25 protein-coding genes and 1 riboswitch are annotated in these 24,543 nt (G+C 45.9%); of the genes, 13 read left to right on the top strand and 12 right to left on the bottom strand.

All coding sequences use genetic code 11. The annotated features are described in order from the left end of the window. Positions 1-38 precede the first annotated feature (38 nt). From wrbA to J3U76_RS07855, 4 genes are all read right to left on the bottom strand, one after another. Entirely contained in the window at positions 39-638 is a 600-nt protein-coding gene (wrbA, locus tag J3U76_RS07870) for an NAD(P)H:quinone oxidoreductase (RefSeq protein ID WP_208005414.1), read from the bottom strand. A 65-nt stretch (positions 639-703) separates the two neighbouring features. Next, a complete protein-coding gene (locus J3U76_RS07865; protein ID WP_208005413.1) occupies positions 704-1,402 on the bottom strand; it encodes a pirin family protein in 699 nt (232 codons plus the stop codon). A gap of 91 nt (positions 1,403-1,493) precedes the next feature. After that, entirely contained in the window at positions 1,494-2,465 is a 972-nt protein-coding gene (locus J3U76_RS07860; protein WP_208005412.1) for a glutathione S-transferase family protein, read from the bottom strand. Positions 2,466-2,591: 126 nt separating this feature from the next. Next, complete coding sequence (locus J3U76_RS07855) at positions 2,592-3,053, bottom strand: DoxX family protein (RefSeq protein WP_208005411.1); 462 nt, start codon at positions 3,051-3,053, stop codon at positions 2,592-2,594. Between the two features lie 135 nt (positions 3,054-3,188). Between J3U76_RS07855 and J3U76_RS07850 the strand changes: the two genes are divergently transcribed. Next, positions 3,189-4,109, top strand: coding sequence for a LysR family transcriptional regulator (locus J3U76_RS07850; protein WP_208005410.1), 921 nt, complete (start codon positions 3,189-3,191; stop codon positions 4,107-4,109). A 91-nt stretch (positions 4,110-4,200) separates the two neighbouring features. On the opposite strand, the gene J3U76_RS07845 is transcribed toward J3U76_RS07850, so the two are convergent. Next, positions 4,201-5,421 carry a GGDEF domain-containing protein gene (locus J3U76_RS07845; protein WP_208005409.1) on the bottom strand — a complete coding sequence of 407 codons (1,221 nt, stop codon included), beginning with the start codon at positions 5,419-5,421 and terminating at the stop codon, positions 4,201-4,203. Positions 5,422-5,701: 280 nt separating this feature from the next. On the opposite strand from J3U76_RS07845, the gene J3U76_RS07840 reads away from it, so the two are divergent. Next, the gene (locus tag J3U76_RS07840) at positions 5,702-6,061 is read left to right on the top strand and encodes an MliC family protein (RefSeq protein ID WP_208005408.1); all 360 of its coding nucleotides are present in this window, start codon (positions 5,702-5,704) and stop codon (positions 6,059-6,061) included. Positions 6,062-6,143: 82 nt separating this feature from the next. On the opposite strand, the gene J3U76_RS07835 is transcribed toward J3U76_RS07840, so the two are convergent. Then, on the bottom strand, positions 6,144-8,129 hold the full coding sequence (locus J3U76_RS07835; RefSeq protein ID WP_208005407.1) for a BCCT family transporter: 1,986 nt from the start codon (positions 8,127-8,129) through the stop codon (positions 6,144-6,146). 282 nt (positions 8,130-8,411) lie between these two features. On the opposite strand from J3U76_RS07835, the gene J3U76_RS07830 reads away from it, so the two are divergent. Beyond that, the gene (locus J3U76_RS07830) at positions 8,412-9,527 is read left to right on the top strand and encodes a mechanosensitive ion channel family protein (RefSeq protein WP_208005406.1); all 1,116 of its coding nucleotides are present in this window, start codon (positions 8,412-8,414) and stop codon (positions 9,525-9,527) included. A 348-nt stretch (positions 9,528-9,875) separates the two neighbouring features. Further along, positions 9,876-10,556, top strand: coding sequence for a CYTH domain-containing protein (locus J3U76_RS07825; RefSeq protein ID WP_208005405.1), 681 nt, complete (start codon positions 9,876-9,878; stop codon positions 10,554-10,556). Between the two features lie 86 nt (positions 10,557-10,642). Here the strand turns inward: J3U76_RS07825 and J3U76_RS07820 are convergent, their stop codons facing one another. After that, positions 10,643-11,728, bottom strand: a complete 1,086-nt coding sequence (locus J3U76_RS07820; protein ID WP_208005404.1) for an endonuclease/exonuclease/phosphatase family protein — start codon at positions 11,726-11,728, stop codon at positions 10,643-10,645. A gap of 209 nt (positions 11,729-11,937) precedes the next feature. Here J3U76_RS07820 and J3U76_RS07815 point away from each other — a divergent pair, with 209 nt between their 5' ends. After that, complete coding sequence (locus tag J3U76_RS07815; protein WP_208005403.1) at positions 11,938-12,411, top strand: 3D domain-containing protein; 474 nt, start codon at positions 11,938-11,940, stop codon at positions 12,409-12,411. A gap of 37 nt (positions 12,412-12,448) precedes the next feature. Continuing rightward, positions 12,449-12,550, bottom strand: a riboswitch (TPP riboswitch). A 111-nt stretch (positions 12,551-12,661) separates the two neighbouring features. Here the strand turns inward: J3U76_RS07815 and J3U76_RS07810 are convergent. After that, positions 12,662-13,078, bottom strand: a complete 417-nt coding sequence (locus J3U76_RS07810; RefSeq protein WP_208005402.1) for a carboxymuconolactone decarboxylase family protein — start codon at positions 13,076-13,078, stop codon at positions 12,662-12,664. A gap of 242 nt (positions 13,079-13,320) precedes the next feature. On the opposite strand from J3U76_RS07810, the gene J3U76_RS07805 reads away from it, so the two are divergent. From J3U76_RS07805 to J3U76_RS07795, 3 genes are all read left to right on the top strand, one after another. Then, a complete protein-coding gene (locus J3U76_RS07805; protein WP_208005401.1) occupies positions 13,321-13,632 on the top strand; it encodes a DUF6172 family protein in 312 nt (103 codons plus the stop codon). 155 nt (positions 13,633-13,787) lie between these two features. Further along, complete coding sequence (locus J3U76_RS07800) at positions 13,788-15,179, top strand: DEAD/DEAH box helicase (RefSeq protein ID WP_208005400.1); 1,392 nt, start codon at positions 13,788-13,790, stop codon at positions 15,177-15,179. Positions 15,180-15,320: 141 nt separating this feature from the next. Further along, complete coding sequence (locus J3U76_RS07795; RefSeq protein WP_208005399.1) at positions 15,321-16,178, top strand: PA4780 family RIO1-like protein kinase; 858 nt, start codon at positions 15,321-15,323, stop codon at positions 16,176-16,178. Between the two features lie 19 nt (positions 16,179-16,197). On the opposite strand, the gene J3U76_RS07790 is transcribed toward J3U76_RS07795, so the two are convergent. Then, entirely contained in the window at positions 16,198-16,683 is a 486-nt protein-coding gene (locus tag J3U76_RS07790; protein WP_341534323.1) for a phosphate-starvation-inducible protein PsiE, read from the bottom strand. A gap of 156 nt (positions 16,684-16,839) precedes the next feature. Here J3U76_RS07790 and J3U76_RS07785 point away from each other — a divergent pair, with 156 nt between their 5' ends. From J3U76_RS07785 to J3U76_RS07775, 3 genes are all read left to right on the top strand, one after another. Further along, positions 16,840-17,133 carry a cupin domain-containing protein gene (locus J3U76_RS07785; protein WP_243454129.1) on the top strand — a complete coding sequence of 98 codons (294 nt, stop codon included), beginning with the start codon at positions 16,840-16,842 and terminating at the stop codon, positions 17,131-17,133. A gap of 178 nt (positions 17,134-17,311) precedes the next feature. Then, entirely contained in the window at positions 17,312-17,677 is a 366-nt protein-coding gene (locus J3U76_RS07780; RefSeq protein ID WP_208005397.1) for a DUF4377 domain-containing protein, read from the top strand. A 128-nt stretch (positions 17,678-17,805) separates the two neighbouring features. Further along, complete coding sequence (locus J3U76_RS07775) at positions 17,806-18,294, top strand: MgtC/SapB family protein (protein WP_208005396.1); 489 nt, start codon at positions 17,806-17,808, stop codon at positions 18,292-18,294. Positions 18,295-18,402: 108 nt separating this feature from the next. On the opposite strand, the gene arcC is transcribed toward J3U76_RS07775, so the two are convergent. Next, the gene (gene arcC, locus J3U76_RS07770) at positions 18,403-19,317 is read right to left on the bottom strand and encodes a carbamate kinase (RefSeq protein WP_208005395.1); all 915 of its coding nucleotides are present in this window, start codon (positions 19,315-19,317) and stop codon (positions 18,403-18,405) included. Positions 19,318-19,911: 594 nt separating this feature from the next. Here arcC and J3U76_RS07765 point away from each other — a divergent pair. Together J3U76_RS07765 and J3U76_RS07760 are read left to right on the top strand one after the other, a co-directional pair. After that, positions 19,912-21,846: a methyl-accepting chemotaxis protein gene (locus J3U76_RS07765; protein WP_208005394.1), complete on the top strand. Its 1,935-nt coding sequence runs from the start codon at positions 19,912-19,914 to the stop codon at positions 21,844-21,846. Between the two features lie 160 nt (positions 21,847-22,006). Beyond that, the gene (locus tag J3U76_RS07760; RefSeq protein ID WP_208005393.1) at positions 22,007-22,774 is read left to right on the top strand and encodes a methyltransferase domain-containing protein; all 768 of its coding nucleotides are present in this window, start codon (positions 22,007-22,009) and stop codon (positions 22,772-22,774) included. 11 nt (positions 22,775-22,785) lie between these two features. On the opposite strand, the gene J3U76_RS07755 is transcribed toward J3U76_RS07760, so the two are convergent. Beyond that, a complete protein-coding gene (locus J3U76_RS07755) occupies positions 22,786-23,697 on the bottom strand; it encodes a DMT family transporter (RefSeq protein WP_208005392.1) in 912 nt (303 codons plus the stop codon). Between the two features lie 76 nt (positions 23,698-23,773). Next, positions 23,774-24,439 (bottom strand): adenine nucleotide alpha hydrolase, encoded by a 666-nt coding sequence (locus J3U76_RS07750; RefSeq protein WP_208005391.1) that lies wholly within the window; start codon positions 24,437-24,439, stop codon positions 23,774-23,776. Between the last annotated feature and the right edge of the window lie 104 nt (positions 24,440-24,543).

The following is a 24,543-nucleotide window of genomic DNA, read 5'->3' as shown; positions in this document are numbered from 1 at the left end:
TGTGATCTGCTAGTGGCGCCAGAGATATTGGTTAATCGTTAGCTTGCGAGCTTAGCTGCAATACTTGCCACGTGCGCACCTTGATGGCGAGCGATGGCGAGTTCTCGGGAGTCGGGTTGGCGAGAGCCATCACCACCGGCTAGGGTTGATGCCCCATAAGGGGTGCCACCACTTACCTGAGAAATATCAAACAATTCGGGTGCGGTATAACCAATTGGCACAATAACCATGCCGTGATGGGCCAGTGTGGTCCAGGTAGAAGTGATGGTCATTTCTTGCCCGCCACCCGTACCTGTGGAGGTGAATACGCTGGCCACTTTTCCGGCCAGTGCGCCTTTGGCCCACAGGCCACCGGTTTGGTCGAAAAAGTTACGCATCTGTGCCGACATATTACCAAAGCGTGTTGGCGTGCCTACTATTATGGCATCGTATTCCGCCAGCTCTGCCGGTGTTGCTACAGGGGCGGCTTGCTCAGTTTTACCGCCGGCATTTTTAAATACCTCAGTATCCATGGTTTCGGGTACGCGTTTAACGGTCACTTTTACTCCGTCAACACTGCGCGCGCCTTCGGCAACGGTATTGGCCATGGTTTCGATATGTCCATACATTGAGTGATAAAGCACTAATACGTTTGTCATATTGGTATCCTTTTTAGATAGGTTTTGCTGGGTATATAGGTTTATGCAGTTGTAAGCCGTGCGGTTTATGCCACATCTACTAGTACAATTTCGCTGTCTTGCTGCGCACTAACGTGCAACAGCGGCTCATTATTAATGGCAACGCCATCTCTGGCTGTCGCGAGTACACCATTAATTTCTATTTGTCCGCTAGCCGGTACTAGGTATGCTTTGCGTCCCTTATCAAGTTGGTAGTGCGTGCTTTGTCCGGCTTTTAGGGTTGCAGCCATTAAACGGGCATTGGCGCGAATGGACAGCGCCTTGCTATCTGTGGAAAAGCCACTGGCCAAGGTAACAAAGTCACCACTATGCTCATCTTTGGGAAATGGCTTGGTGCCCCATCTGGGTGGTAAGCCTTTTTCATTGGGCATAATCCAAATTTGAAAGATCTGCGTGGTCTCATGTTCGATATTCATTTCACTGTGCGCAATGCCAGTGCCCGCACTCATCACCTGCACATTTCCCGCTGCGGTACGGCCGCGATTACCCAAGTTATCTTGGTGAGTGATAGCCCCTTTGCGCACATAAGTGATAATTTCCATCTCGCGATGAGGGTGCGGTGGAAAACCTGAATGTGCAGCAATAGTGTCATCGTTCCATACTCTTAGCTGCCCCCAGCCCATATGCTGAGGGTGGTAATAATCGGCAAATGAAAAGTGGTGGCGAGTGTCTAGCCAACCATGCTGTGCGCCGCCCAATTCGCGATAGGGTCTTAGTTCAATCATAAAAAACCTCCTGCTGTATATTGGTGGGGCACACTGAGCAATGGTTTAAGGCATTGCTCAGCGGGCTTGGTTGTTAATGGCGCTAAATTTATTACCCGCGCCCGTGTGGGGCGTCGAGCGTGAACGCTGGGCCAACAGGCACGACACCTGTGGGGTTAATGGTGGCGTGACTGCGGTAATAATGCTCTTTTATGTGCTTCATATTGAGCGTGTCTGCCACACCTAGCCATTGATAGAGCTCGCGCAGATAACCGCTTAAGTTTGGGTAGTCGGCAATTTGTTTGATGTTGCATTTAAAATGCCCATGGTACACCGCATCAAAGCGCACCAGTGTGGTGAATAAGCGCCAATCTGCTTCGGTAATGGTGTCGCCCAATAAATAGCGCTGTGTTGCGAGTCGCTGCTCTAACTCATCTAAGGTTGCAAACAACGGTAATACCGCTTCTTCATAGGCCTGCTGAGTAGTGGCAAACCCCGCCTTATAAACACCGTTGTTAACCTTGTGGTAGACCTGCTCATTGAGGCTATCAATGTGTGCCCGCAGTGCCTGTGGATAATAATCACCAGGCTCAGCGCCAATGTCGTCAAATGCGGAGTTAAACATGCGAATGATGTCAGCCGACTCGTTACTCACCAACTTATGTTGTTGTTTATCCCAAAGCACCGGAATAGTGACTCGACCTGTATACTGAGGATCGGCGGTGGTATAAATCTGGTGCATATAATCAGCCTGAAAAAGCGGGTCGGCCACCACGCCTTCGTCTGGGGCAAAGGTCCAGCCGTGCTCTGCCATTAACGGGTTGACCACAGACACTGAAATCATGGATTCCAGTCCTTTAAGTTTGCGAAAAATTAAGGTGCGGTGGGCCCATGGGCAGGCGAGTGACACGTATAAGTGGTAGCGTCCGGCTTCGGCCTTAAACCCAGCTTCACCGGTAGGGCCGGCACTGCCGTCGGCAGTGATCCAGTTGCGAAATTGCGACTCGCTGCGGGCAAATTTACCGCCGTTAGAGTCAGTGTCATACCATTGGTCAACCCACTGACCTTCTACAAGTAAGCCCATAATGGTGCCTCCTTTATGTTGTTATATGATGATCAAGAGCCTTTGTCGCTCGGTACCTATGCTCAGCATTATCGGTATTAAATGAACTTTGAGTTATGTGTGTATATTTATTGATGACATCTACTTTTATTTAAGATTATTGTTAGTTGTCATGCCACTTAGCTTGCGGTCTAAAGAATATTTACCACCGCCGTTAAACACCAATGCCACCGCCATGCCGAGCAAAGCCAATGCAAACTCGTAGCCGTTATTACTCATAAAGAAGCCATTGGGTAGGTGTACTCCCATAATGGCGACTAACATAGTGATGGCTAACATAAGCGCGGCAGGGCGAGTGAGCAGACCTATTAATAATGCTATTCCGCCAAAAAATTCAGCACTTCCCGCCGCTAGCGCCATTAAATAACCGGGCTCTAATCCTATTGAAGCCATCCACTGTGCAGTGCCTTGCAGACCGTTGCCGCCAAAACTGCCAAATAATTTTTGAGCACCATGGGCAACAAAAATAGCACCGGCCGACAGGCGTAGCGCCAAACCGGTAACTTGGCTGTTAGTGAACAGTATGCGGTGGATCAAGGCGTTGCTCATGGTGTTATCCTTAAGTAATATCAAGTTTGTTGTTTGATGTAATTACTATAGTGAAAAGCTTTGCTAAAAAATAACGGAACATTTTGACCTTTAATATCAGTTAAATTGAACAACCAATATTGGGTACCTTGAACTATGTCTTTATTGATCACGCTAGATGCACTGCAAACATTGGATGCCATCGCACGGCGCCACAGTTTTGCCGCAGCTGCACAAGAGTTGCATCGGGTGCCGTCTGCGGTTTCTTACACCATTAGTAAGCTAGAAGAAGATTTGGGCGTTGAACTTTTTGACAGGCGTCGGCGTAAGGCTGAGTTGACCGCGATTGGGCGATTAGTGTTAGAGCAGGGGCGGCACATTCTTAAAGCATCTGAAGAGTTAACGGCATTAGTACGTCAAGCCGCAGATGGCTGGGAAGTGGAGTTAAGGATCTGTATTGATAGCGTACTTAGCTGTGATCCGGTTTATGAACTGATTGAGGAGTTTCAGCGAATACAGCCTAAAACTGAAATTCGCCTCAGTGAAGAAGTGTTGGGCGGAAGCTGGGAGGCACTCAGTGACGATCGTTGTGACTTAGTAATAGGTGCGGCAGGCGAAGCCACAGCTTCAGGCGTGGCTTTGCACGCACTGGGTCAAGTGAACTTTGAGTTTGCAGTGGCTGCCGATCATCCCTTGGCTCAGTTGCCCATGCCTTTGCCTGTGAGTGCGATACAGGATTATCCCACAGTTATTGTGGCAGATAGCTCTCAACATTTGCCCACACGATCTTCTGGGTTATTAGATGGTCGCAGCCGTATTATTGTACCTAGCATTACTCATAAAATTGCCGCGCAGTGCAAAGGGTTGGGCGTGGGTTACTTACCGGTTCATCGCATTGCTCAAGAGTTAGCAGTAGGAAAATTAACACTATTAACCTTAGATACACCGCCGCCGCTGGGGGATATCTCTGTTGCTTGGCAGCGCAGTAACAAGGGACGAGGCCTTAAGTGGTTTATTGAACGGCTTAAACAAATGCAGTTTGACGCTACACTCGGCGCGCTGACGTATCGTCGCTAAAACCTGTGTTTATCATGCAGCGAGTACAGACCCGCGGTTCAAACACCGTAAAGCGGAATAGAGCAGCTACAGTTATTGGCTCGGACATACTCTATTGATATTGTTGCTTATATAGCGATGTTGAATCATTGGTTCTTGATGTTGAAGGATGGCCGATCACGCGATTACGGCCTTGTTTTTTGGCCATGTAAAGTGCGTTATCAGCCCGGTGCAATACGGTGCTCCAGTCATTATCGTGAGCGTCGTAATGCGCGACCCCAAAGCTGGCTGAAATGCTTAAACTTACATTATTACCTATGGCAATCTGGGTTGCTGCTGTTTTTGCTCTTAGTTGTTCTGCTGCCAATAATCCCTGTTTGGTATTGTTATTAGGCAACAGTAATACAAACTCTTCTCCTCCAAAACGCGCCACCACATCTTGCTGTCGGGTATTCTCTTTAAGCGTAGTGGCAAAGCGTTTTAGCACTTCATCACCTATATGATGGCCATGTTCGTCATTGACTCTTTTAAAGTTATCTAAGTCACACATTATAATGGCAAACGAGGTCTGTGAGCGTAGTGCGCGACTGAGCTCTGTCTCACAATACTCGTCGAATGCTCGTCGATTATAGACTCCGGTTAATGGATCAATGCGGGCGATTTCTGAAAGCTCATGTTGTAGTTCATCAGATGCCATCCATATAGTGGAAAATGAAGATAAAATAACGAGAAACTCCCCAGCAATAACCGCCAGTGCACTGAGTAGTCCCGCATTCATAAAGTCATCGGGTGGACTTTCATAAAAGGTCCACATTAAGCGGAAAATGAAAAAGGCGCCAATAAGCAAAAACATAACCATTAGCATGTTGGCAGCCATACGGCCATGGGGCTTATTGTGTTGCAAGACGCCGCCGGCACCGATAAAACAAATAAGGGCAAAGGTGAGCGAAAAAGCCTGTATTCGCAGGCTAACATTGGGAATATAAAAGGTATAGAAAGAAAGTGCAGCCGCCAGTAACACTATGAGTAATGGGCTTAACCAACGCTCAAAACGCAAAGAGATACCAAGAAAGTTAAATAAGCCTCTGTTGATTAGTACCACACCGCTAATAATGGCCACGTTAGACAGTAAGATAGACGCAATATCATGAATAAAGTGACGCAGCCCAAGCAAGACACAGCCACCGCCAATAAGAAAGTACCCCATGCCCATGGTTTTTATACCACTAAACTTAGCGTGTTCTTTAGAGTAGGCAAACATACCTAAACCAAACACCAGGCTAAACAGCATCAGTGTTAGGCTAAGCGTACGAAAATCAAGCTGAATGGTCATTGAGCGTCCTTGTGAATACTTGTCTTTACGCTTTTCCTTAAGCGTGCGGTGCTACTAGCACCAGCACAAATATATGATAACGTTTACCACAGTACCATGCAGCCGATAAATGCAGGTTGCTATTAAATTATTTATAGTTCGGCTTTTGGCTAATGGCATCTACTGCTCGCGTCTCTGGCAGCCTCACACACTGCTGTTGCGTTGCCAGTATTAGTGCTGCCTTATAATGTCAAAATAGGTAGTATATGATGTTTGTATTAACTATTTTATGGGAGTGATTATGAAGCGGATTACACTTATTGCCTCTGTTGTTTTATGCGCAGGCTTAAGCGCTTGTACGGTGCAGTCAACTTCACCCTCAACAGTAGCTGCGAGCGTTAACGCTGTGGAGTATCGTTGCGAAAGTGGATTATCTATTTTAGCGACTTACCCGAACACCGACTCGGCTACCATTGATTACCAAGGCAACCTCCATACTTTGCGTATTGCGAAGTCAGCCAGTGGGGCCCGTTATATTGGGCAGGGACTGGAGTGGTGGACTAAAGGATCTGGGTTGGGTTCACAGGGTACATTATCAGAGCACCATCAAGGTGGCACAATTGGACAGACGCTGGAGCGCTGCGTTGTGCAAGAAGAATAATTTGTTACCGTATCGCGAATAAAAGCAGGGAAAAATGGCGATTAACTGATTAATCGCCATTTTTTATTGATGCTTGCGAGTCTTAACGTACCACGTGTAAGAAATGCATATGGTGTTCGTACTGATCAATGATGTCTTCAATGACTTCATCTTTAGACCAGCCCATAATGTCATAGTCTTGGCCGCCTTCCGTTAAGTGTACTTCGGCACGAAAGTATTTGCGGTCATCATTGGTTTTGTTTTTGTCTTCAGCTTCATTATTGGGGCGTACATAGGCTCGAGGGTGCACTTCGTAAACAAAGTTCGCCTCGTCGCTATGTTTTACCTCTAATTTGATCTGCTTGGCGGCTTGGTTATTAATAATAGCGGTGTGATAGCCCTGCTTACGCAGCTCGTCAGCCACAGCCTCAAAGGCATCTAATACCACCTCATCGATAAAGCGATTGACGTGAGAGCGGCGCGGAAACATCACAATGCCACGTAAACGTCGCTGCCAGCCGCCTTCGTTTTGCTGCTGGCGTGGCGGATGATGTACGGCACTTTGTTGGCGCAACATACGCTTGGTCGCGTCTGTGTCTAATGCTTTTAATAATCCCCAAAAGGCAACTAATAGCACCACCGAAAATGGTAAGGCGCTGACCAGAGTCGCGGTTTGTAAGGCGTTTAAGCCATCACTCATAAGTAGCACAATGGCTACTACGCCGGTAGACGAAGCCCAAAAAATACGCTGCCATACGGGAGTGCGAGTTTGGCCGCCAGAAGCCAGCATGTCTACTACTAACGAGCCGGAGTCTGCTGAGGTAATAAAAAACAGCATCACCATAATAATGGCAATAAACGACAACAAAGACGAAAACGGAAAGTGCTCTAAAAAGGCAAATAAGGCTAAAGAGCTATCAGCTTGTATGGTTTCAGCCAAGCTTACGATACCTTGCTCCATAATCATATGAATTGAGGTATTACCAAATACCGTCATCCATAAAAATATAAAGCCCGATGGCACCAGTAAAATGCCAACCACAAATTGACGAATGCTGCGCCCACGAGAAACACGCGCAATAAACATCCCTACAAAAGGAGACCAAGAAATCCACCAGCCCCAATAAAATACCGTCCAGCCTCCTAGCCAATCGGTTTTATCATAAGCATAGAGGTTAAAGGTTTTGCTCACGATATCAGATAAGTAGCTACCGGTGTTTTCGACAAAACTTTCTAATAAGAGTGCCGTAGGGCCAAAGATGAGCACTAACAGCAATAAGCATACGGCTAACACTAAATTGGTTTCAGAGAGGATTTTTACTCCCTTATCTAAGCCCGATACCACAGACAGGGTCGCTAAGGCGGTAATACCAATAATAAGCAGCGCCTGCATATTGGCACTAATTGGCATATCAAATAAATAGTTTAGGCCACTGTTAATTTGCAGTACGCCATAGCCCAGTGTGGTAGCAATACCCAGCACGGTACTAATAATGGCAAAAATATCGACCGCATGACCAATGGGGCCATAAATACGCTCACCAATAAAGGGATATAAGGCCGAGCGCAATGTGAGTGGTAAGCCATGTCGGTACGAGAAAAAAGCCAAAATTAATGCGACTGCAGCATACAAAGCCCAAACGTGTAAGCCCCAATGAAAAAAGGTGATCTTAATGGCTTCGCGGGCAGCGGCAACGGTGCCGGGCTCTCCTGTTGGCGGCGTTAGAAAGTGCATAACAGGCTCAGCTACGCCAAAAAACATGAGGCCAATCCCCATACCAGCAGAAAATAGCATGGCAAACCAAGAGGTATTACTGTAATCGGGTTCACTGTGATCGGGCCCAAGTTTTATGTTGCCATAGCGACTTGCAGCCATAAACACAGTGCCGATTAAGGTCAGTGCTAAGGTCAGAATATAAAACCAACTAACGTTATCCACAATCCAGCTTTGTGCTTGGCTAAACAGCTGCTGAGATTTTTGTGGTAAAACCCCCACAAATATCACTAAACAAATGATAAGCAGTGCAGAGGTATAAAAAACAGGTGGGTTAATGGTGCCACGATTAGACGGTGGCTGCTCCGTATCCATAGGAAATCCTGAGTGCGGTTGCCCGCAGCTTTGATGAGTAAAAAATAAAAAATGAAGTGGCGTACCATACACTATCTTGATAATGAAAAGGGATCTTTATGCGTTATTTGGATAAAAGGACTGAGTTGATTCAAGCGCCATTGTACCTCTGGTAAGAGGTGGGTAGGATCGAGCCATAACAGAAGGTGAGTCTAGTAAGGCCTTGCTAGGCCGAACAAAGTAATTGTGCTGACTTGCCTTAACGTTTTAGCATATTTTACCTTTAACAATAGGAGCTTATTAATGGAGTGGGTTGACTCTGCAGAAGAAATTTTAGAAAGCGGGCAGTGGTGGTTTTTCCCTGTTTTTTTAGTGGCGGGGCTACTGATCGTGAATCTGGTGCTCAGGCTGACGCTCACTTTTCTCTGGAAAAGAGATAAACCAGAAGTCAAAGTGTGGCGTAGTGCCATCTTCAATGCCATTAGCTCTCCTTTGCGCACCTCTGTTTGGTTGCTTGGGACTATCATTGCTATTCGGCATTATTTTCCGCCTGGCCATGGCTATGCGGTTATCGATAAAGTGAACCCAGTCGCGCAAGAAGTCCTGTTTGTGCTGTTAATTGGTTGGTTTTTGTTCCGCTTAATTAACCGAGTGGAAGAGAACTACTTTAAGCGTGCTAATACTCAAAAGATCTATATAGACAGAACCGTAGCCTCGGCCGTTAAGAAGCTTGCGGTCATAGTGGCATTTTTAGTGGTGGCGCTTGGCGTATTTCAAGCGCTAGGTTTGTCTATTGCAGGTTTGCTTGCCTTTGGTGGTACTGCGGGTATTGCGGTAGGCTTTGCCGCGCAAAATTTAGTGTCTAACTTTTTTGGTGGCTTGACGATATTTGCCAGCCGAATTTTTAAGTTAGGTGACGATATTATTATTAAAAGTAGCGGCTTATCAGGCACAGTTGTGCACATTGGCTGGCGTTCAACCACCATTGCAGGCTGGGATGGTAAGCGCATTTATGTGCCTAACTCTGTTTTTAATACCGAGAACTTAATTAACCACTCACGGTTAGCACACCGCACCCTCTCACAAGACATTCTGTTAAGTTACGATGACTACGATAAGGTCAAAGAGGTAGTGGCAGAAGGTAATGACTTTTTGGCCACGCGTAACGATCTTGATTATTTTGTGTTTGATTTTAGTGAGTTTGGCGATAAAGCATTGAAGCTTAATATTTATGCTTGGGTGCGCTCCACCGGCGGCAATAGCTTTGTGCCTTATGCCGATTTTGCCAAAGCGCAAGGAGAGATTTTAATGGGAATTGCTGATATTGCTCGTGCTAAAGGCTGTAAGATCTTGCCACTGAATCATGTGTTGTTAAATCACGACCCTATATTAGATGCTGATAAGCAAATGGAGCACTAAAAACGTGATGAAATTTGACCTCGAATGAGGCTGAGCATGAACGCTTGTTGACTGAGAAAGGGCGCTAAGGCGTTTGCTCAGCAGTTGCAGCAGGCGTTGATAACAATGGCTCATCGCCGATTTTTTGTCCATAAGGCGAGCAATACAGCATAGGGATGGCTGTTTGCTTGCTTATTGTCTATAACTTTGCTAATGATGGTGACAAGCTCAGGTTTTAGCTTTAATTACATGAGTTATAAGCTGGTTTTTAATAAGGGGTAACATAGGCGAATTGAGTATGTTATTAATTAACATCGAAGATAAAGTAATATAGTCATACTTTATTATGTAAGCAGTGAGGTAATTAATATGATAAACAAAGAAATAGAAAGAAAATTTCTTGTAAGTCAGGTACCCGAAAGCGATTTAGTCGATGGTGTTTTATTTAGGCAGGGTTACATAGTTACCAATAATAAAGTATTAGTACAGGTGTCTGTCAGCGATAATCAAGGTTACTTTACCATTGAGTCTGGCAAAAAAGACCGTGGTGGACAGTATTTTTCATATCCTATTCCTGTCGATCAAGCCTACCTAATGATCGAGCAGTTAACTGACTCTGATGATAAAGAACACGGTTATTTACATACTGCCGATGATATATCCATTCGGATACGTGTGGCCGACGATCAAGCATTTTTGACCATTAAAGGCCCCAGAATTGGACTTTCTTGCTTAGAAGTTGAGTTTGCTATTCCAATGATTGATGGTGTGTCAATACTCGACAGCGTGGCCGATGCCAAGCAGATTCATAAAATGCGTTACACTAAAATGTTCAACGGATTTGCCTTTGAGCTAGATGTATTTGACTTGAACAATAAAGGGCTAATTCTGGTTGAGGTTGAGCTAGAAGACGAAAATATAGAAGTGGATACTTATCCAGAAGGCTGGGTGATGAAAGAAGTGTCAGATAAAAAGTACAGTAATAGTTATCTGGCCCTGCACCCGTATTTTAAATGGGAAGAAAAGCCCAAGTGCTTGATTGTTAGCTAATTAAGAATAAAAATAGGGCTAGGGGAGTTTTTATTCGCCTAGCCTATCACTTTTCACTTCGACTATACCTCTATTAATGCGCTGTGCTACTCAGTAAGATCGGGTACATCGCTCTTATTTACATTTTCTTGATGCATCTTTTCTTTGGCCCATTGCTGATCGTCGGCATCGGCGCTAAGTTCACTGTAGCCATTGCGTTTATTGGGCTTAAAGCTTAAGCGGCTTAGCAGTGCAAAGTGATCGGATCCCTTGAGTGTTAAGCGTTGTAATTGACTCACTCGAAAATGATGGCTGTGAAACAGATGATCGAGCGGCCAGCGAATAAACCAATGCTCTGCATGAAAGGTATTAAACATGCCTCGCCCAATTCGAGGGTCGAGCAGACCACTTATCTTTCTAAATAAACGCGTAGTGGGTGACCAAGCCACGTCGTTAAGATCGCCGGCCACAATTACAGGTAACTGCGTATCTGCTACCTTATCTGCTACGGCAAGCAGTTCAGCATCTCGTTCGCTTGACTCTTCATTTTCAGTGGGGCTAGGTGGTGCAGGATGAATAAAGTGCGTAATAATCTGGCTGCCACAGGCTAGCTCCACTAAACAATGCATAGAAGGCACGTCGTCTTGTACTAAATATTCAATGCGGCTGTTTTTAAGTACTAAGCGTGAGTACACATGCATACCGTATAGGTTATCGAGTGGGCACTTTATGGTGTAAGGGTAGTCGGCTTCTAATACTGCTAGCTGCTGTTCCCACCAGTGAGTGGACTCTAGAGTGACTAAAATATCTGGTTGATGGCGCTCTACTAACTCAATAAGACAGTCAGCATGCCTGTTGGTAGCCAGTACATTAGATGACAAAATGGTGATCGTCGATGGGGCATCTTCAGTGGCCGTTGCTGCAACTTCTGCCGGATGAAAGCGAGTATAGGGTAAGATCCACCAGCCATGATAGAGCAGATATGCCGTATTGAGTGTCAATATTCCTAGGCTACTGGCAGCCCAAAGGTCAAGCCGCCATAGCGCAAGTACAATAATCGTTAGAATGAGATAAAAAAATTGTACCCGAGGAAAGTCTAATCCTCTTACCCACCAAGCTTCACAACGCCATAATGGCAATAGGGTGATGACAGTACTCAGTAGGGTGGCAAGTATAAATAGCGTTAATTCCATTGGTAATACGACTCTCGTAAAGGGCGATGAATAAAATGAAATACGGCATAACGTTCTGCAAAATCATAGCATAAGTCATCCAGATAAGAATGATGCTCGTATGTATCTGTTTTTAGGGAGTGTTACCTTGTGGTGATAACAGGTATTTATCATGCTTATGAGCGTAATAAGCGCCAATAAGTTAAATCTAGGTAACATAGGAATAAACAATGCATTGTATTTTTTATGCTAATCCAGCCATGTTAGGTGCCTTATTGGTGAGCTTATTATTGGCTGGGTGTAGCAAAACAGAAGATGAAACGGCTAAGAGCAGTGACACCGATGAAGTAGGAGTGGTTCAGGTAGAAACCGTCACTGCAACCGTGACCGCCACAGCCTATACCTTGGCCGAAGATGAAACAAAAAAGGGTAATATTGGGTTAGCAGCTTGGGGAGACATATTGGTGCCGGGCATGAAAGCCATTGCTGTCTCTCGTGACTTAATTGGTGAAGGGTTAACGCATAATACCGAAGTAGAAATTGCCGGTTTTGAGGGTAAGTATCGAGTGCTAGATAAAATGAATAAGCGCTGGCGTCAAAAAATAGACATTTTAATGCTCGATAAAAAGCAAGCACGGGCTTGGGGCAAGCGGCCCGTTGACATTATCTGGCAAGTACCGGTGACAGAGCAGCTGTCGCAGTAAGCAGTAGTCCGTTTTACTTGTTGCAAAAGCCGAATAAAGGGGGGGGACTTCCTATTCCTACACCGGTATTAACCGGAGCAGGTTCAAAGGGTCTGCGTATGACGCATCTCAGGCATGAATTGCCACCCTTAGGGTATGACTTTTTGTTATAAGTCAGTCCGCATTATGCTTCTTTGGTAATAAACTCCGACTGTATTTTCAAAAACGCCACTCACCAAGCGGTAAGTGGCCCAGTGATAAAGGGTTGTGCTTATGATTGAACAGCGCTGGTGTCTACTGATATGCCTTGTTCTTTAAATACTTGTTTGGCAACCGTAAGTGCATTGATCACACTCGGAAAACCCGTGTAAGGCAGCAAGTGCATAATGCAGCCAACAATTTCTTCGGGCGTTAAGCCTACGGTAAGACCGGTGTTAATGTGCATGGCAATTTGTGGCTTGCCCTGCGCAACCAGTGCGGTAATGGTGGCCAATACTTTTTGCTTGTTATCTAACCCCGGGCGTGAATAAATGCCACCAAAGGCAAACTCAACCACATATTTTTGTAAATCAGGGGCTATATCGGCAAAAGCGGCACCTATGTCCATATTGCCTGTTGGGTTATCATCGGGGGAGGCGGTAAGCTCTTGAATTTTTTTAATACCTTGTTGATACAAGTCGTCCGACACTATGACTTCTCCTTAAGCTTTTGATTAGGCTAACTTTAATATATCAGCATTACACTTAACTAGGGTTAAGGGTACCTAAACCGCTGTGCTTTTTACAGGCGATGCTTGGGCTTTAACGAGATAGTAAGAAAATCCAGCGAAAATGGCAGTTATCTGTGTCATATCCATGTAGAATACGCCTCAACTAGCATTTAGCTGTGATGGCTAAGTGATGAACAATAGAATATCCAGTAGGAACACCCATGAAAAAGACCTTCACATTAACGCATGCCAAGCTGAAGCCTGCTCGTTTAATTGATGCGATTAAGCATGAGATTAAAAAATACTTTAAAAGAGAGCGTAACAAGCAACTCCCAGCTGGCGCAGATTACTGGGCGTTTGATTGTCGCTTTGGCTTGTCTGAAGCTGAGGCTGAAAAGGTGTTTCCGTCTGACATTAATAAGCAGATTGACGCGGCGGTAGCGCAAGATGCCACTGAGTTTTATGTCGAAATTTTGGCGAAAGCGAGCAATTACGAGGCACGTCCAGCTGCCCAAGAAGAGGATGAGATCTAAAACCTTGTATTGAAGTGCAATACACTGCTAAGGGGAGGCGCTGCTTCTCCTTTAATTTATCATTTAAAGTACAATCAACTCTCTCCTATATTGCCAAAATACGGTATATTCTTGCCTCGTTTTTTTGACTGTAGCGACTCTACAGAGGATCTTTTATGCATTTTTCATCTTTAGATTTAGCCCCAGAACTGCAACGCGCTCTTGTTGAATGTGGCTACAGTGCGATGACTCCCGTACAAGAACAAGCCATAGTGCCGGCGCGCCGTGGCAGAGATTTACAAGTGACCGCCCAAACCGGCACCGGTAAAACAGCCGCCTTTGCGGTGCCTATTTTGCAGCGCATGCTAGATAAACCTAAAGCCGCAGTGGCACATAAACCACGTACCTTAATTTTAACGCCCACCCGAGAGCTGGCTGAGCAATTAGGCGATGCCATTAGTGCCTATGCCCAGTTTTTGCCTATTAGTGTTACGGCCATGTACGGTGGTGTAAAAATGGGTGGCCAAGCTAACAAGTTAAAAGCCGGAGTCGATGTGGTGATCACCACGCCTGGGCGTTTATTAGAGCACTTAACCTTAGGCAATATTACGTTAAGTGAGGTGGAGTTTGTGGTGTTGGATGAAGCCGACCGCATGTTAGATATGGGCTTTATTACCGATGTGGTGAAGTTGATGCAACTGACCTCACCTAAGCGCCAAACCTTGCTATTTTCTGCCACCACCTCACCGGCTGTTAATGAGCTATCTCATAAAATTTTAACCAATCATCAGCAAATTCGGGTCGCTAAAATAAACAGCACCGCAGAAACCGTCACCCATGCGGTATATCCAGTAGAAGAAAGCCGTAAAATTGAGCTGTTTGAGCAACTGTTAACAGAAGAGAACTGGTTTCAGGTATTGGTGTTTACCAGTACCAAAGAGCAGGCCGACCGTTTATTAGCAGGGTTGAAAAAGAGTAAAATTGACGCCGCTGTCTGCCATGGTGATAAAAGCCAAGGCTCGCGTCGCCGTGCTATTGCCGATTTTAAGTCTGCTAAAATACAGGTATTAATTGCCACCGAAGTGGCCGCTCGCGGTCTTGATATTCAAGGCCTTGATTATGTGGTGAACTTTAATTTGCCCTATTTGCCTGAAGATTATGTGCATCGTATTGGCCGTACCGGCCGGGCAGGTGCCAGAGGTACCGCCATCTCATTTGTAAGCCGCGAAGAAGAACAAGCTCTAGAGCGCATTCAAAAGTTAATTGGCAGCCAAGTTGAGCGTATTATTAAGCCGGGCTTTGAAGTGACTAGCCGAGGCTCGTTATTAAAAAGCTTGTCACGTAAGGTGATTACTGGGCGCTCAAACCGTGCCAGCGAAACCGTAATAGACTTAGATAACACGGGCGATAGACCCAAAGGTAAGCCGCGCCGAGCTAAAACGGCGGATGAGTCGAGCCATAGCACAACCGCCAGAGCGCCGCGCTTGAAAAAGACCAATAATACCAAAGCGGCAGGGCCGAAAAAGAAAACCTTACGGGGTAAACGCGCTAAGCAATATTCACGCTAACGCACTGATTTTTCTTATCCTATGACCCCATTTGGCGGGCTCGGTATTATGCCGAGCCCGCCTTAGTTTACGGGTAAGCTGATAGCGGCGAGAACCCAATAATATGACGATAAATTGTCAAATCTACTTAGCAGGTTACCTGTGAAAACACCTAAACGCTTACAGCCGCTCGTTGATGACGGCTTAATTGATGAAGTACTCAGCCGCCTTATGAGTGGCAAAGAGGCAGATGTATTTGTGGTGCGCTGCGGTGAACATATTCGCTGTGCCAAAGTTTATAAAGACGCAGTAAAACGCAGCTTTAAAAAGGCGGCGCAATATAATGAAGGCCGTAAAATGCGCAATGGTCGCCAAGCCAGAGCCATAGAAAAACGCTCTAATTATGGCCGCCAGCAACAAGAACAAATGTGGCAAAACGCCGAAGTGAATGCCCTAGCAAGTTTAGCGGCAGCAGGGGTACGGGTACCCAATACCTTTGGCTGTGTAGACGGTGTTTTGCTAATGGAGTTAGTCACCGACGACGAAGGTGATGTGGCACCACAACTGGGCGAAGTCTTAATGTCGTCTGAGCAGGCCATTGAAGATCATGCGCTTATGATGCACTACATTAAATTGATGCTGTGTGCCGGCATTATTCACGGTGATTTATCAGAATTTAATGTGTTGGTCGATGACGATGGCCCTGTGGTGATTGATCTGCCTCAAGCGGTGAATGCCGCGGCTAATAATAGTGCCCAAGCCATGCTGGCGCGCGATATCAACAATATGCGCCGTTATTATGGCAGCTTTGCCCCCGAGTTATTACAGACTCAATATGCCAAAGAAATGTGGGCGCTGTTTAAAGACGGCGAGCTAACACCACATTCTGTATTAACCGGGCAGTTTGCAGATGATAGCGCAGGAGCGGATGTCGACTCGGTATTAGACGAGATTAACGCCGCCATGGAAGAAGAATACGAGCGCCGCGAGCGTATTCGCGATGCCAATGACGGCGTTTAATGCCGTACACTATTTTAGCTTAGGGCTCTGTGCCTTCGTGACTTTCATCACTCACGCGGTGAGCCTTAGTAGCCGGTTGTACCCCAGGAAAACGAGCCGAGGCATAGCGCACCACCAATACGGCTAAGGCCAGCAATAAAATGGCACCAGAAATATATAATACGCCCATATCAGGGTCATTATGGTGAGAAATATCGGAGATCATCATGCGTGTGAGAGCGGTAATGGCCACATAAATCAAAAAACGCACCGGCATATGATTGGTTTTAAAGTAAATGCCCACCATGGCACCCAATTCTAAATAGATAAAAAGCAGCAAAATGTCATCAATAGATGCGGCTCCTTTTTCAAACATCTCTAACGCGGCGATGGTGCCAGCCCACACCGTCATGCCGCCAATCGCAAATAAAGCAAGATAGTGGAACACCTCTCCTAACAGGTTGCCGGTAGCCTCTGCGTGGTGATGTATACTGGTGCGCAATGTGCCCGTTTTACGTTTTTTCACTATCAATGCTCCTTTGAACGACGATTCGAGCATAGCAAAGCTTATTTTTAGAACAAGTCTGTGCTAATTTTTTTGGTGTTTATATCACAGGAACAATGATAGTTACTCTATTTAAATCAGAGGAGTTGCTTTATCAAGAGCAATATATTTAAAAACTTGCCTACTGACTTAACGGATGAGCATTTTCAAGATTTGCTGAAAACCCCTAATGTGCGTATCGAGCGAGTTGTATCCCACGGAAATAACTCACCCACTGTAGGTTGGTATGACCAAAATGAAGATGAATGGGTGATGGTGTTACAAGGTGAGGGGTGGCTAGAGTTTACCGGCGGCCGAGAAGTTCGCTTACAGGTAGGCGACTTTATACATATACCTGCGCATACCCAACATAAGGTGAGTCACACGCAAGCAGATGGTATAACAGTGTGGCTGGCGGTATTTTTCAGTTAGCCTTAAGTGCAGCCGTTACTATTTGCAGGGTGAATCCTGCTTGATGTGGGTGTTTATCAAGATACTATTAATGTAAAAACGTGATCGGGCTATTGGCTTGATTAACCACAGTCATTTAACACTACGAGGCCGCAACTGCTCTTAGTATTAGTACATTGAGTATGTTGGCGGGCATATAATGAAGACAAGCATAACCGCATTATTATTGATGACGCTGATGGGATGCAGCAACTATGCCCCACAAAACCAAGACTCAATAGAAACATCACCTTCCGTTTCTTCAGCAAACTCAACAGTTAAAGTGAAAACGGTCACGGTAGAACCAGAAAAAGTAGATTGTATTGGGGTAGGACCGATGCAGTGTTTAGTGGTAGACGGGAATTTATTTTATGATGGTATTCAAGGTTTTAACTTTGAGTCCGGCTACGAGTATCGGCTCACTATTGAACAGCGTAGACGTGTTAACGCACATACTACTCCAGCCGATGCCAACCTGTATGAGTATCATCTGGTAGAGGTTTTGAGTAAAACTAAGCACCAATAGTTAAGATAGGCAGGGCTATTAGGCTCTGTCTTTATATTGTGCCCAGAATAAACTGAGGTGTAAGCGTATTTTACGAAATCGTTTTTGAGGTGATTTATGGTTAAACATCTGTGAATAGGTAGTTATAAATGGATATTTTTTGGGAAGCACTAGTCTATGGCATACCCAGTGAGCGAGAGCTGGCGCATGTGTTAATGCGCTTATTAGCGGCGGCCGTGCTGGGGGCCATTATTGGCGTACAGCGAGAAAAAGCAGGTAAGCCCGCAGGGTTGCGTACGCATATTTTGGTGTGTATTGGCACGGCTGTATTTATTTTAGCCTGCTCTGGGGTGGGCATGACATTGGATGCACTGTCGCGGGTAATACAAGGTGTGGTCACGGGGATTGGCTTTATTGGTGCCGGCACTATTTTAAAGCTAGACAACCAACAAGCGGTAAAAGGCCTAACAACGGCTGCAAGTGTGTGGATGACAGCGGCCATTGGTGTTGCCGTGGGGCTAGGTAGCTTGGGGGTCGCTTTATTAGGCACGTTATTTACCCTAATTATTTTGGCACTAGCCGCCCCCTTTGAACGACGAGCAGAACAAAAGCGTAAAGTAAAAGAGGAGCGTACCTAAGCGCTATTAAAAAAGCCGAGATAAAATAAGCCGCATTCTTGTGCTACGAATGCGGCTTATGAGTGAGCTACATAACTGAGTGCTGCAAGACACCCTTAATGGTATGGTTTACGCATGCTCTTTAACGATGTGCGTGCCTGCAGTACCCGCTAATAACGCTAAGGCATCAGACAAGCGACCTATGGCACTAAAACCACCTGACTCGGCAAAGTTACACGCGGCATTTATTTTGGGGCCCATAGAGCCGGCAGGCAAATTCATGGCATGACTTTCTGCCACGGTTAAAGTGTGCAAAGGTTTTGCTTCTGGCGTGCCAAAGCCGTGGTATACCGCTTCAACATCGGTGAGCAACACCATGGCATCTGCGCCTAATTGCTTGGCTAAAAATGCAGTGGAAAGATCTTTATCAATTACAGCTTCAATGCCTTGCAAGTTATTATCACCATCGCGCACCACGGGAATACCGCCGCCACCGTTACAAATAACCACCACGTTTTGCTCAACGAGAGACTTAATGACTTGTAAGTCAGGTATTTCTGTCGGCTTGGGCGAAGCAACCACGCGACGCCATTTATCGCCGTCTTGTGCAATTTGCCAACCGGCTTTTTCTGCTTTTTCGTGGGCTTCTTCTTTGCTATAAACCGGGCCGATAAATTTAGTCGGGTTCTGAAAAGCAGTGTCTTCTTTATCTACCACAACCTGAGTAAGCAAAGTGGCAATGGGCAGCTCGTTTTTTAGAACATTTCCCAGCTCTTGCTCTACCAAGTAACCAATCATACCCGCTGTTTGCGAGCCCAATACATCCATAGGATGATGGTCGTTTGGACTAAAGGCGGCGCATTGTAAAGCCAATTGACCTACCTGAGGGCCATTACCATGGGTGATCACCAGCTGGTGTCCGGCTTTGACTATGTCGGCCAAAGCGCGGGCGGCAACTTTGACGTTGTCGCGCTGTACTTGTGCTGTTTGCGGTTCGCCGCGCTGTAATAAGGCATTTCCGCCTAATGCTGCTACAACTAACATAATTAAGCTCTTTACGTTGCGCGTAATACATCAAGGTATCACGCAGACGAATTTAGCTTGAGAAAGGCTGATTTACCGTTTCTCAAACGTCTTTTATGTAATTTTTAGTGCACCCGTATAGTGCTAATTTGGCTATTTATGATGACAGACGTGGGGATGGAAGTACGCAGAGCATCATAAATCAAGCAGCACATAGTACGCATTTACTGGCTAAAATACAGCAGTTAGTCTGCACTTTTATGAGAAAAATGTGCGCTGTATCGCCAGTCTAAGTGAGTTGTTCGTGGCTAACCCAATAGCGTCTTAAGATACATTTTTGGTAAGAAGTGGTTAATTTTTTTGATCTGTTATTGATGTTCAATACTTTGATTATCCACTTATTTTACGTTTAGCCGTGCCTGATGAAGCAAAATACGAGAATTATTTTTGTATAAATTGTGACTTTTAGCTCAACTTTTGGCTGAGCTGCCGATAAAGTGTCGTCTTTTTATGAGCCTCGTCGTCAGTCAGTGGCAGCCTCTTATTGTTGACATATACTTCTTGTTCATCTGCCATTTTTAGTGTTTTACATCATATTGGGTTTTGGGAGCTGCCATGCAGAGATTTAAATTAGGTACGGTTTTTATTGCGTTTGTCGCCTTGGCGCTGGCGTTACTCACCTTAGTGTCAACCCTTATCAATGTGAACCAATTTTCTAATTTGTACTACGGTCAAACAGAGCAAGAGTATTTGCCTAATAGCGTGGGTCTGACGGCCGAGCAAGTAAGAGCTGAGCTGATGCCTGCCATTACCTTGTCTGATGATATGTCAAAAAATAGCATGCTGCATGACTGGATGAACCGAGGTGAAGCGGCCAGTAGTCAGCATAATCAAGTATTGCGTTACTTTAAAAAGCAGCGCGAGAATACCGGGGCATCTACGCTATTTTGGGTATCGGGCTTAACCAACACCTACTATACCGATGAGGGTTTTTTTAAAGCCATCTCACCCACAGGTGAGCGTGATAATTGGTACTACAACTTTATTAAAAGCTCAGCGAAGCAAGCATTATCGATTGACCCCGATGAGCGTAGCGGTAAGCTCACGCTATTTGTGAATACGTTGGTCGAGATTAACGGCGAACGCGTGGGGGCGGCAGGCCTAGGTTATGATGTGTCTGCTGTGGTGGATTTAATCTCAAACTACAAGCTGGGTGAAAACGGCTTTATGTTTTTGGTGGATCAACATGGCATGGTGGCAGTGCACCCCGAGTTATCACTAACGCGCCAAAATGTGGATAGCATTGAGAAGTATGGTCCTGTTAACCAGTTATTGAATAAGCAGCAATCTGGTTTTTCTTTTGAAAGAACCGAGCTTGAAGGCGAGGATGTGTACCTTGCGGTGCAAGATGTGCGGGATACCGGCTTAAAGTTAGTCGCGGTATTGCCGTCTGATGAAATTAGTGGGGCTATTAACTCTGTGATCTCATCGTCCGTTTGGGTCAGCATTGCGCTAACGGCGGCCTTTATTGCACTCACCGTCTTATTTGCCAACTCACTCAGTAAGTCGATTCGCAAAGTAGGGGATGATTTGCTGAGCATGTCGAGTAATGGCGGGGACTTAACCACGCGCCTCGATGACAGCCATGACAACGAACTGGGTCATTTGGCCAAAGGTTTTAATGCCATTATTGGCAAGATTCGTGAATTAGTGGCCGAAATAAAAGAAACCGAAACCGCAATGAAAAACGGCATTGAACAACTCGCTCAATTAGCCAATGACACCTTTACCTCTACCGAGATGCAACGCGGCCAGACCGATCAAGTTGCCACGGCTATTACTGAAATGGGACAAACGGTGACCGAGGTGTCGGGTATTGCGCACCGCACCGCAGAAGATACCGAAAGTGCGGTACAAGATACCCACTCTACCAACGACAATATGGCGCTAACCGCACAAACCATGCAAGAGCTTAATTTGGTGATGACAGATATTGAAAAAACCATCATCAACTTTGCCGAACAAGCCGGTGATATTAACTCTGTGGTAGAAGTGATTAGCGGTATTTCGGAGCAAACCAACTTACTTGCACTCAACGCAGCCATTGAAGCAGCCCGCGCCGGTGAGCAAGGGCGAGGTTTTGCGGTGGTGGCCGATGAAGTGCGTAATTTGGCACAGCGGACTCAAGAGTCAACGTTAGAAATTCGCGACCAAATTACGCAATTACAACAAACCGCGGAAGAATCAACGAAAGCCATTCACCAAGGAACGATTAGCAGCCAGCAGGTGACGGCGAATACAGAGCAGTCTGCCGCGGCATTGCAAAGTATTAAGCAGAAGTTTGAGGCCATTAGCTCGGGTAACCATCAAGTGGCGGCGGCCACAGAAGAGCAAGGGGCGGTTGCTGAGCATATTAACCAGTCGGCACATTTAATTTCTGATAGTGCGGCCAGCATCCACCATAATGCAGAGCAACAGCTAGAAGCCATTCAGATGCTGCAACAGCGTGCCGAACACTTACGCGCCTTGGTGACTCAGTTTAAAGTGTAATAAAGGTACTCAATAATGTCTATTAAACACCCTCATGCGTTGTATGAGGGTGTTTTTTTATACAAAGATCTGTGCTCAGCAACTAAGCTTACCTAGTCGTGTTAATATAAGCCTACATCAGCTAGGACGCTGATATTCCCTTTGATAGCAGGAGTTGAGCTTGTATAACGAGTTTATTATTGGCGAAGGCGTGGAGTTTAACTCAGAATTAAATGTGCCCTTTGTACCCACTGATGAAGTGATAGTAGAAAGTATGCTTGATTTGGCAGGCGTAAATGCACAAGACTTACTCTACGACTTAGGCTCAGGTGACGGGCGTATTGTGGTAGGGGCTGCCATGGGGCGAGAAACGCGTGCGGTGGGGGTAGACATGGACCCGCAACGCTTAGAAGAGGGACAAGAATTTGCCACATCTATGGGCATGGATCATTTGGTTGAGTTTATTGAAGACGACTTTTTTGATGTAAACTTAAGCGATGCCACTGTGGTCACTATGTATTTATTACAAAGTATTAATTTGTTGCTTCGACCTAAACTGCTCACCGAGCTTAAGCCGGGCACGCGTATTGTTTCTCACTCGTTTGATATGGGGGAGTGGCAGCCCGATGATAAATGTTTTGCCGCCGGCTCAGATATTTTTAAGTGGGTGGTGCCGGCTAATGTGGCGGGAGTTTGGGCATGGCAGGCAGGGGGTGCGCACCGCTTTAAAATGGCATTAACCCAAAAGTTTCAACGACTAGGTGGGCGAGTGTGGTTGAATGAAGCCCCCATTAAAGTAACATCCGCTATCTTGTCCGGTACTCAGGTTACGCTTACGCTATTAGAAGACGATGGGGAAACCGAGCATCGTTTTAACTGGCGACTAAAAGACAACCAGTTACAAACATTAGACGATACCAAGGCGTATTCTCATGCGATCCGCGCCTGATCCCTCATTCATTATTTTCTGGCTTTACCAAACGTAACCAGTGCCACACCGGTACCAATCAGTAGGGCGCCGATTAGCAAGCCCTGAGGCGGCGCTTCACCTTGCAAGTAAACAGCAACAGGCACACCCACTACCGCACCCACGGCCCCCAGCAAGCTAAGCATGACGGGGCCACCGTGCTTTTGCAGAATAAATAACAATAAAAACTGCCCAGCAAAGACTAAAGCCTGAACGGCAATCAGTAACACGGGCAGAGTGCGGGTGGGAACCGTTAATGAGAAACCGGGCAGCAGACTGGCGCTGAATAACATTATAGCTGCTGCCACTAACATGCCTGGCGCCAATACATCAGCCGATACCCCTATTGGCCAGCGCAAGGTTCGATATAAATTACCAATCGCTAACAATACAGGCCCTAATAAGGCTAGTAAAATCCATAATATATTGGCATTAGGGGCGGCCAGTTTATTGGCTGCCAATACACCTGCGCCCATTAGCGCGGCAACAATCCCTAACGCGCGAGCGACATTAAACTTTTCAATACCAAGCAATAATGCTCCCCCATAGGTCAACAGAGGAGGCAAAGAGATAATAAGCGCCACAAATCCCGCGCCAACATGGGGCACGGCTGAAAAGAAAATTAAGTTTGAACCGGCAACACCTACTAACGCCGATACGCCATAGTATTCTAAGGTGCGACCGGTAATTGGTGGCCACTTACCGCGTATGCCAGCTAACACCAGTAATATAACGGCAGCACAGCCAATCGACCAGCTTAAAAAGGCCAAGGGAGATAATTGCAGCTCACCCGCCAACTTCGCTAAATTAGTAGATAAGCCCAAGAGTGCACCACCCAATATCAAGCATGTTAGTGCAATGAATCCTGTTTCATTGTTAGTTATTGCTTTATTTGTGTGTGCCATGAGCGCGCCAATATCGTTAATAAAAGTAAGCTTACCATGGCTTAATTAGCCAGGCCAAACTCTGTGCTTAACCTCGTTATACGGGGAATACGTCAGTAAAAATAAAACCGTTACGACGCACATTGTCACCAATTTTAATATCGATAGGCTGTTTAAATAAAGGGCAATCAAAGACAAAGGTATGAAACTCACCGTTTTCTCCGCAAGGGTCGACCTCACTTGGGAGGCGGGCTAACAGCTCGGGGGTAAGCTCTTTACCGGCACAGGCAATGGGCACTTTGTTAGGATCTAAACAGGTGATAATGGTGCGCAAGCCCTCAGCAAACATCTGGTTAGGAAGTTGCTTAGTGTCTGTGCCCCAAATAGGGAATATCGCCTCTATATTGACACTTTTAAGCTGATTTTCTCGATAAGTTCGCACATCTTCTAGCAGTAAATCACCAAACGCCATAGCGCTCACCCCTTGCGCTTTTGCTTGTTGGATAAATTGCGCCATGCGCTGGTTATACACTTCATTGGTACAGGGGTTAGGCAAACTAATGATGCTAAGCGGTAAGCCAATCGCCGCCGCTTGTTGGCGCAATAATGTGGTGCGCACCCCATGCATAGCAACCCTGTCAAACTCTTCACTGATGGTGGTAAATAACCCCACTACCTTATAGCGCGAGTCGGCCAACAATTGCTGCAATGCCCAAGCGCTGTCTTTGCCACTGCTCCACGACATTAAAACGTTTAACTTCATTTATCTTCTCTTTAGTCTGGTCTGTCCAGTGAAACTGGCTAAGGCTGTCAGTATTTATAAGGCAAGGGGTCAACAGCGAGCCGTATTGTGCTTATTAGGTTGAC

The organism is Oceanisphaera pacifica (assembly GCF_017498065.1).
GTDB lineage: Bacteria > Pseudomonadota > Gammaproteobacteria > Enterobacterales > Aeromonadaceae > Oceanimonas > Oceanimonas pacifica.
This window is presented reverse-complemented; position numbering and strand designations above follow the sequence as displayed.

Excerpts from the sequence above, each read along its gene's own strand:
- J3U76_RS07860 (WP_208005412.1), bottom strand. The coding sequence starts at position 2,465 with ATGGGCTTACTTGTAGAAGGTCAGTGGGTTGACCAATGGTATGACACT.
- J3U76_RS07865 (WP_208005413.1), bottom strand. The coding sequence starts at position 1,402 with ATGATTGAACTAAGACCCTATCGCGAATTGGGCGGCGCACAGCATGGT.
- J3U76_RS07850 (WP_208005410.1), top strand. The coding sequence starts at position 3,189 with ATGTCTTTATTGATCACGCTAGATGCACTGCAAACATTGGATGCCATC.
- J3U76_RS07855 (WP_208005411.1), bottom strand. The coding sequence starts at position 3,053 with ATGAGCAACGCCTTGATCCACCGCATACTGTTCACTAACAGCCAAGTT.
- J3U76_RS07840 (WP_208005408.1), top strand. The coding sequence starts at position 5,702 with ATGAAGCGGATTACACTTATTGCCTCTGTTGTTTTATGCGCAGGCTTA.
- J3U76_RS07825 (WP_208005405.1), top strand. The coding sequence starts at position 9,876 with ATGATAAACAAAGAAATAGAAAGAAAATTTCTTGTAAGTCAGGTACCC.
- J3U76_RS07820 (WP_208005404.1), bottom strand. The coding sequence starts at position 11,728 with ATGGAATTAACGCTATTTATACTTGCCACCCTACTGAGTACTGTCATC.
- J3U76_RS07835 (WP_208005407.1), bottom strand. The coding sequence starts at position 8,129 with ATGGATACGGAGCAGCCACCGTCTAATCGTGGCACCATTAACCCACCT.
- J3U76_RS07815 (WP_208005403.1), top strand. The coding sequence starts at position 11,938 with ATGCATTGTATTTTTTATGCTAATCCAGCCATGTTAGGTGCCTTATTG.
- J3U76_RS07750 (WP_208005391.1), bottom strand. The coding sequence starts at position 24,439 with ATGAAGTTAAACGTTTTAATGTCGTGGAGCAGTGGCAAAGACAGCGCT.
- wrbA (WP_208005414.1), bottom strand. The coding sequence starts at position 638 with ATGACAAACGTATTAGTGCTTTATCACTCAATGTATGGACATATCGAA.
- J3U76_RS07775 (WP_208005396.1), top strand. The coding sequence starts at position 17,806 with ATGGATATTTTTTGGGAAGCACTAGTCTATGGCATACCCAGTGAGCGA.
- arcC (WP_208005395.1), bottom strand. The coding sequence starts at position 19,317 with ATGTTAGTTGTAGCAGCATTAGGCGGAAATGCCTTATTACAGCGCGGC.
- J3U76_RS07830 (WP_208005406.1), top strand. The coding sequence starts at position 8,412 with ATGGAGTGGGTTGACTCTGCAGAAGAAATTTTAGAAAGCGGGCAGTGG.
- J3U76_RS07755 (WP_208005392.1), bottom strand. The coding sequence starts at position 23,697 with ATGGCACACACAAATAAAGCAATAACTAACAATGAAACAGGATTCATT.
- J3U76_RS07845 (WP_208005409.1), bottom strand. The coding sequence starts at position 5,421 with ATGACCATTCAGCTTGATTTTCGTACGCTTAGCCTAACACTGATGCTG.
- J3U76_RS07780 (WP_208005397.1), top strand. The coding sequence starts at position 17,312 with ATGAAGACAAGCATAACCGCATTATTATTGATGACGCTGATGGGATGC.
- J3U76_RS07800 (WP_208005400.1), top strand. The coding sequence starts at position 13,788 with ATGCATTTTTCATCTTTAGATTTAGCCCCAGAACTGCAACGCGCTCTT.
- J3U76_RS07765 (WP_208005394.1), top strand. The coding sequence starts at position 19,912 with ATGCAGAGATTTAAATTAGGTACGGTTTTTATTGCGTTTGTCGCCTTG.
- J3U76_RS07805 (WP_208005401.1), top strand. The coding sequence starts at position 13,321 with ATGAAAAAGACCTTCACATTAACGCATGCCAAGCTGAAGCCTGCTCGT.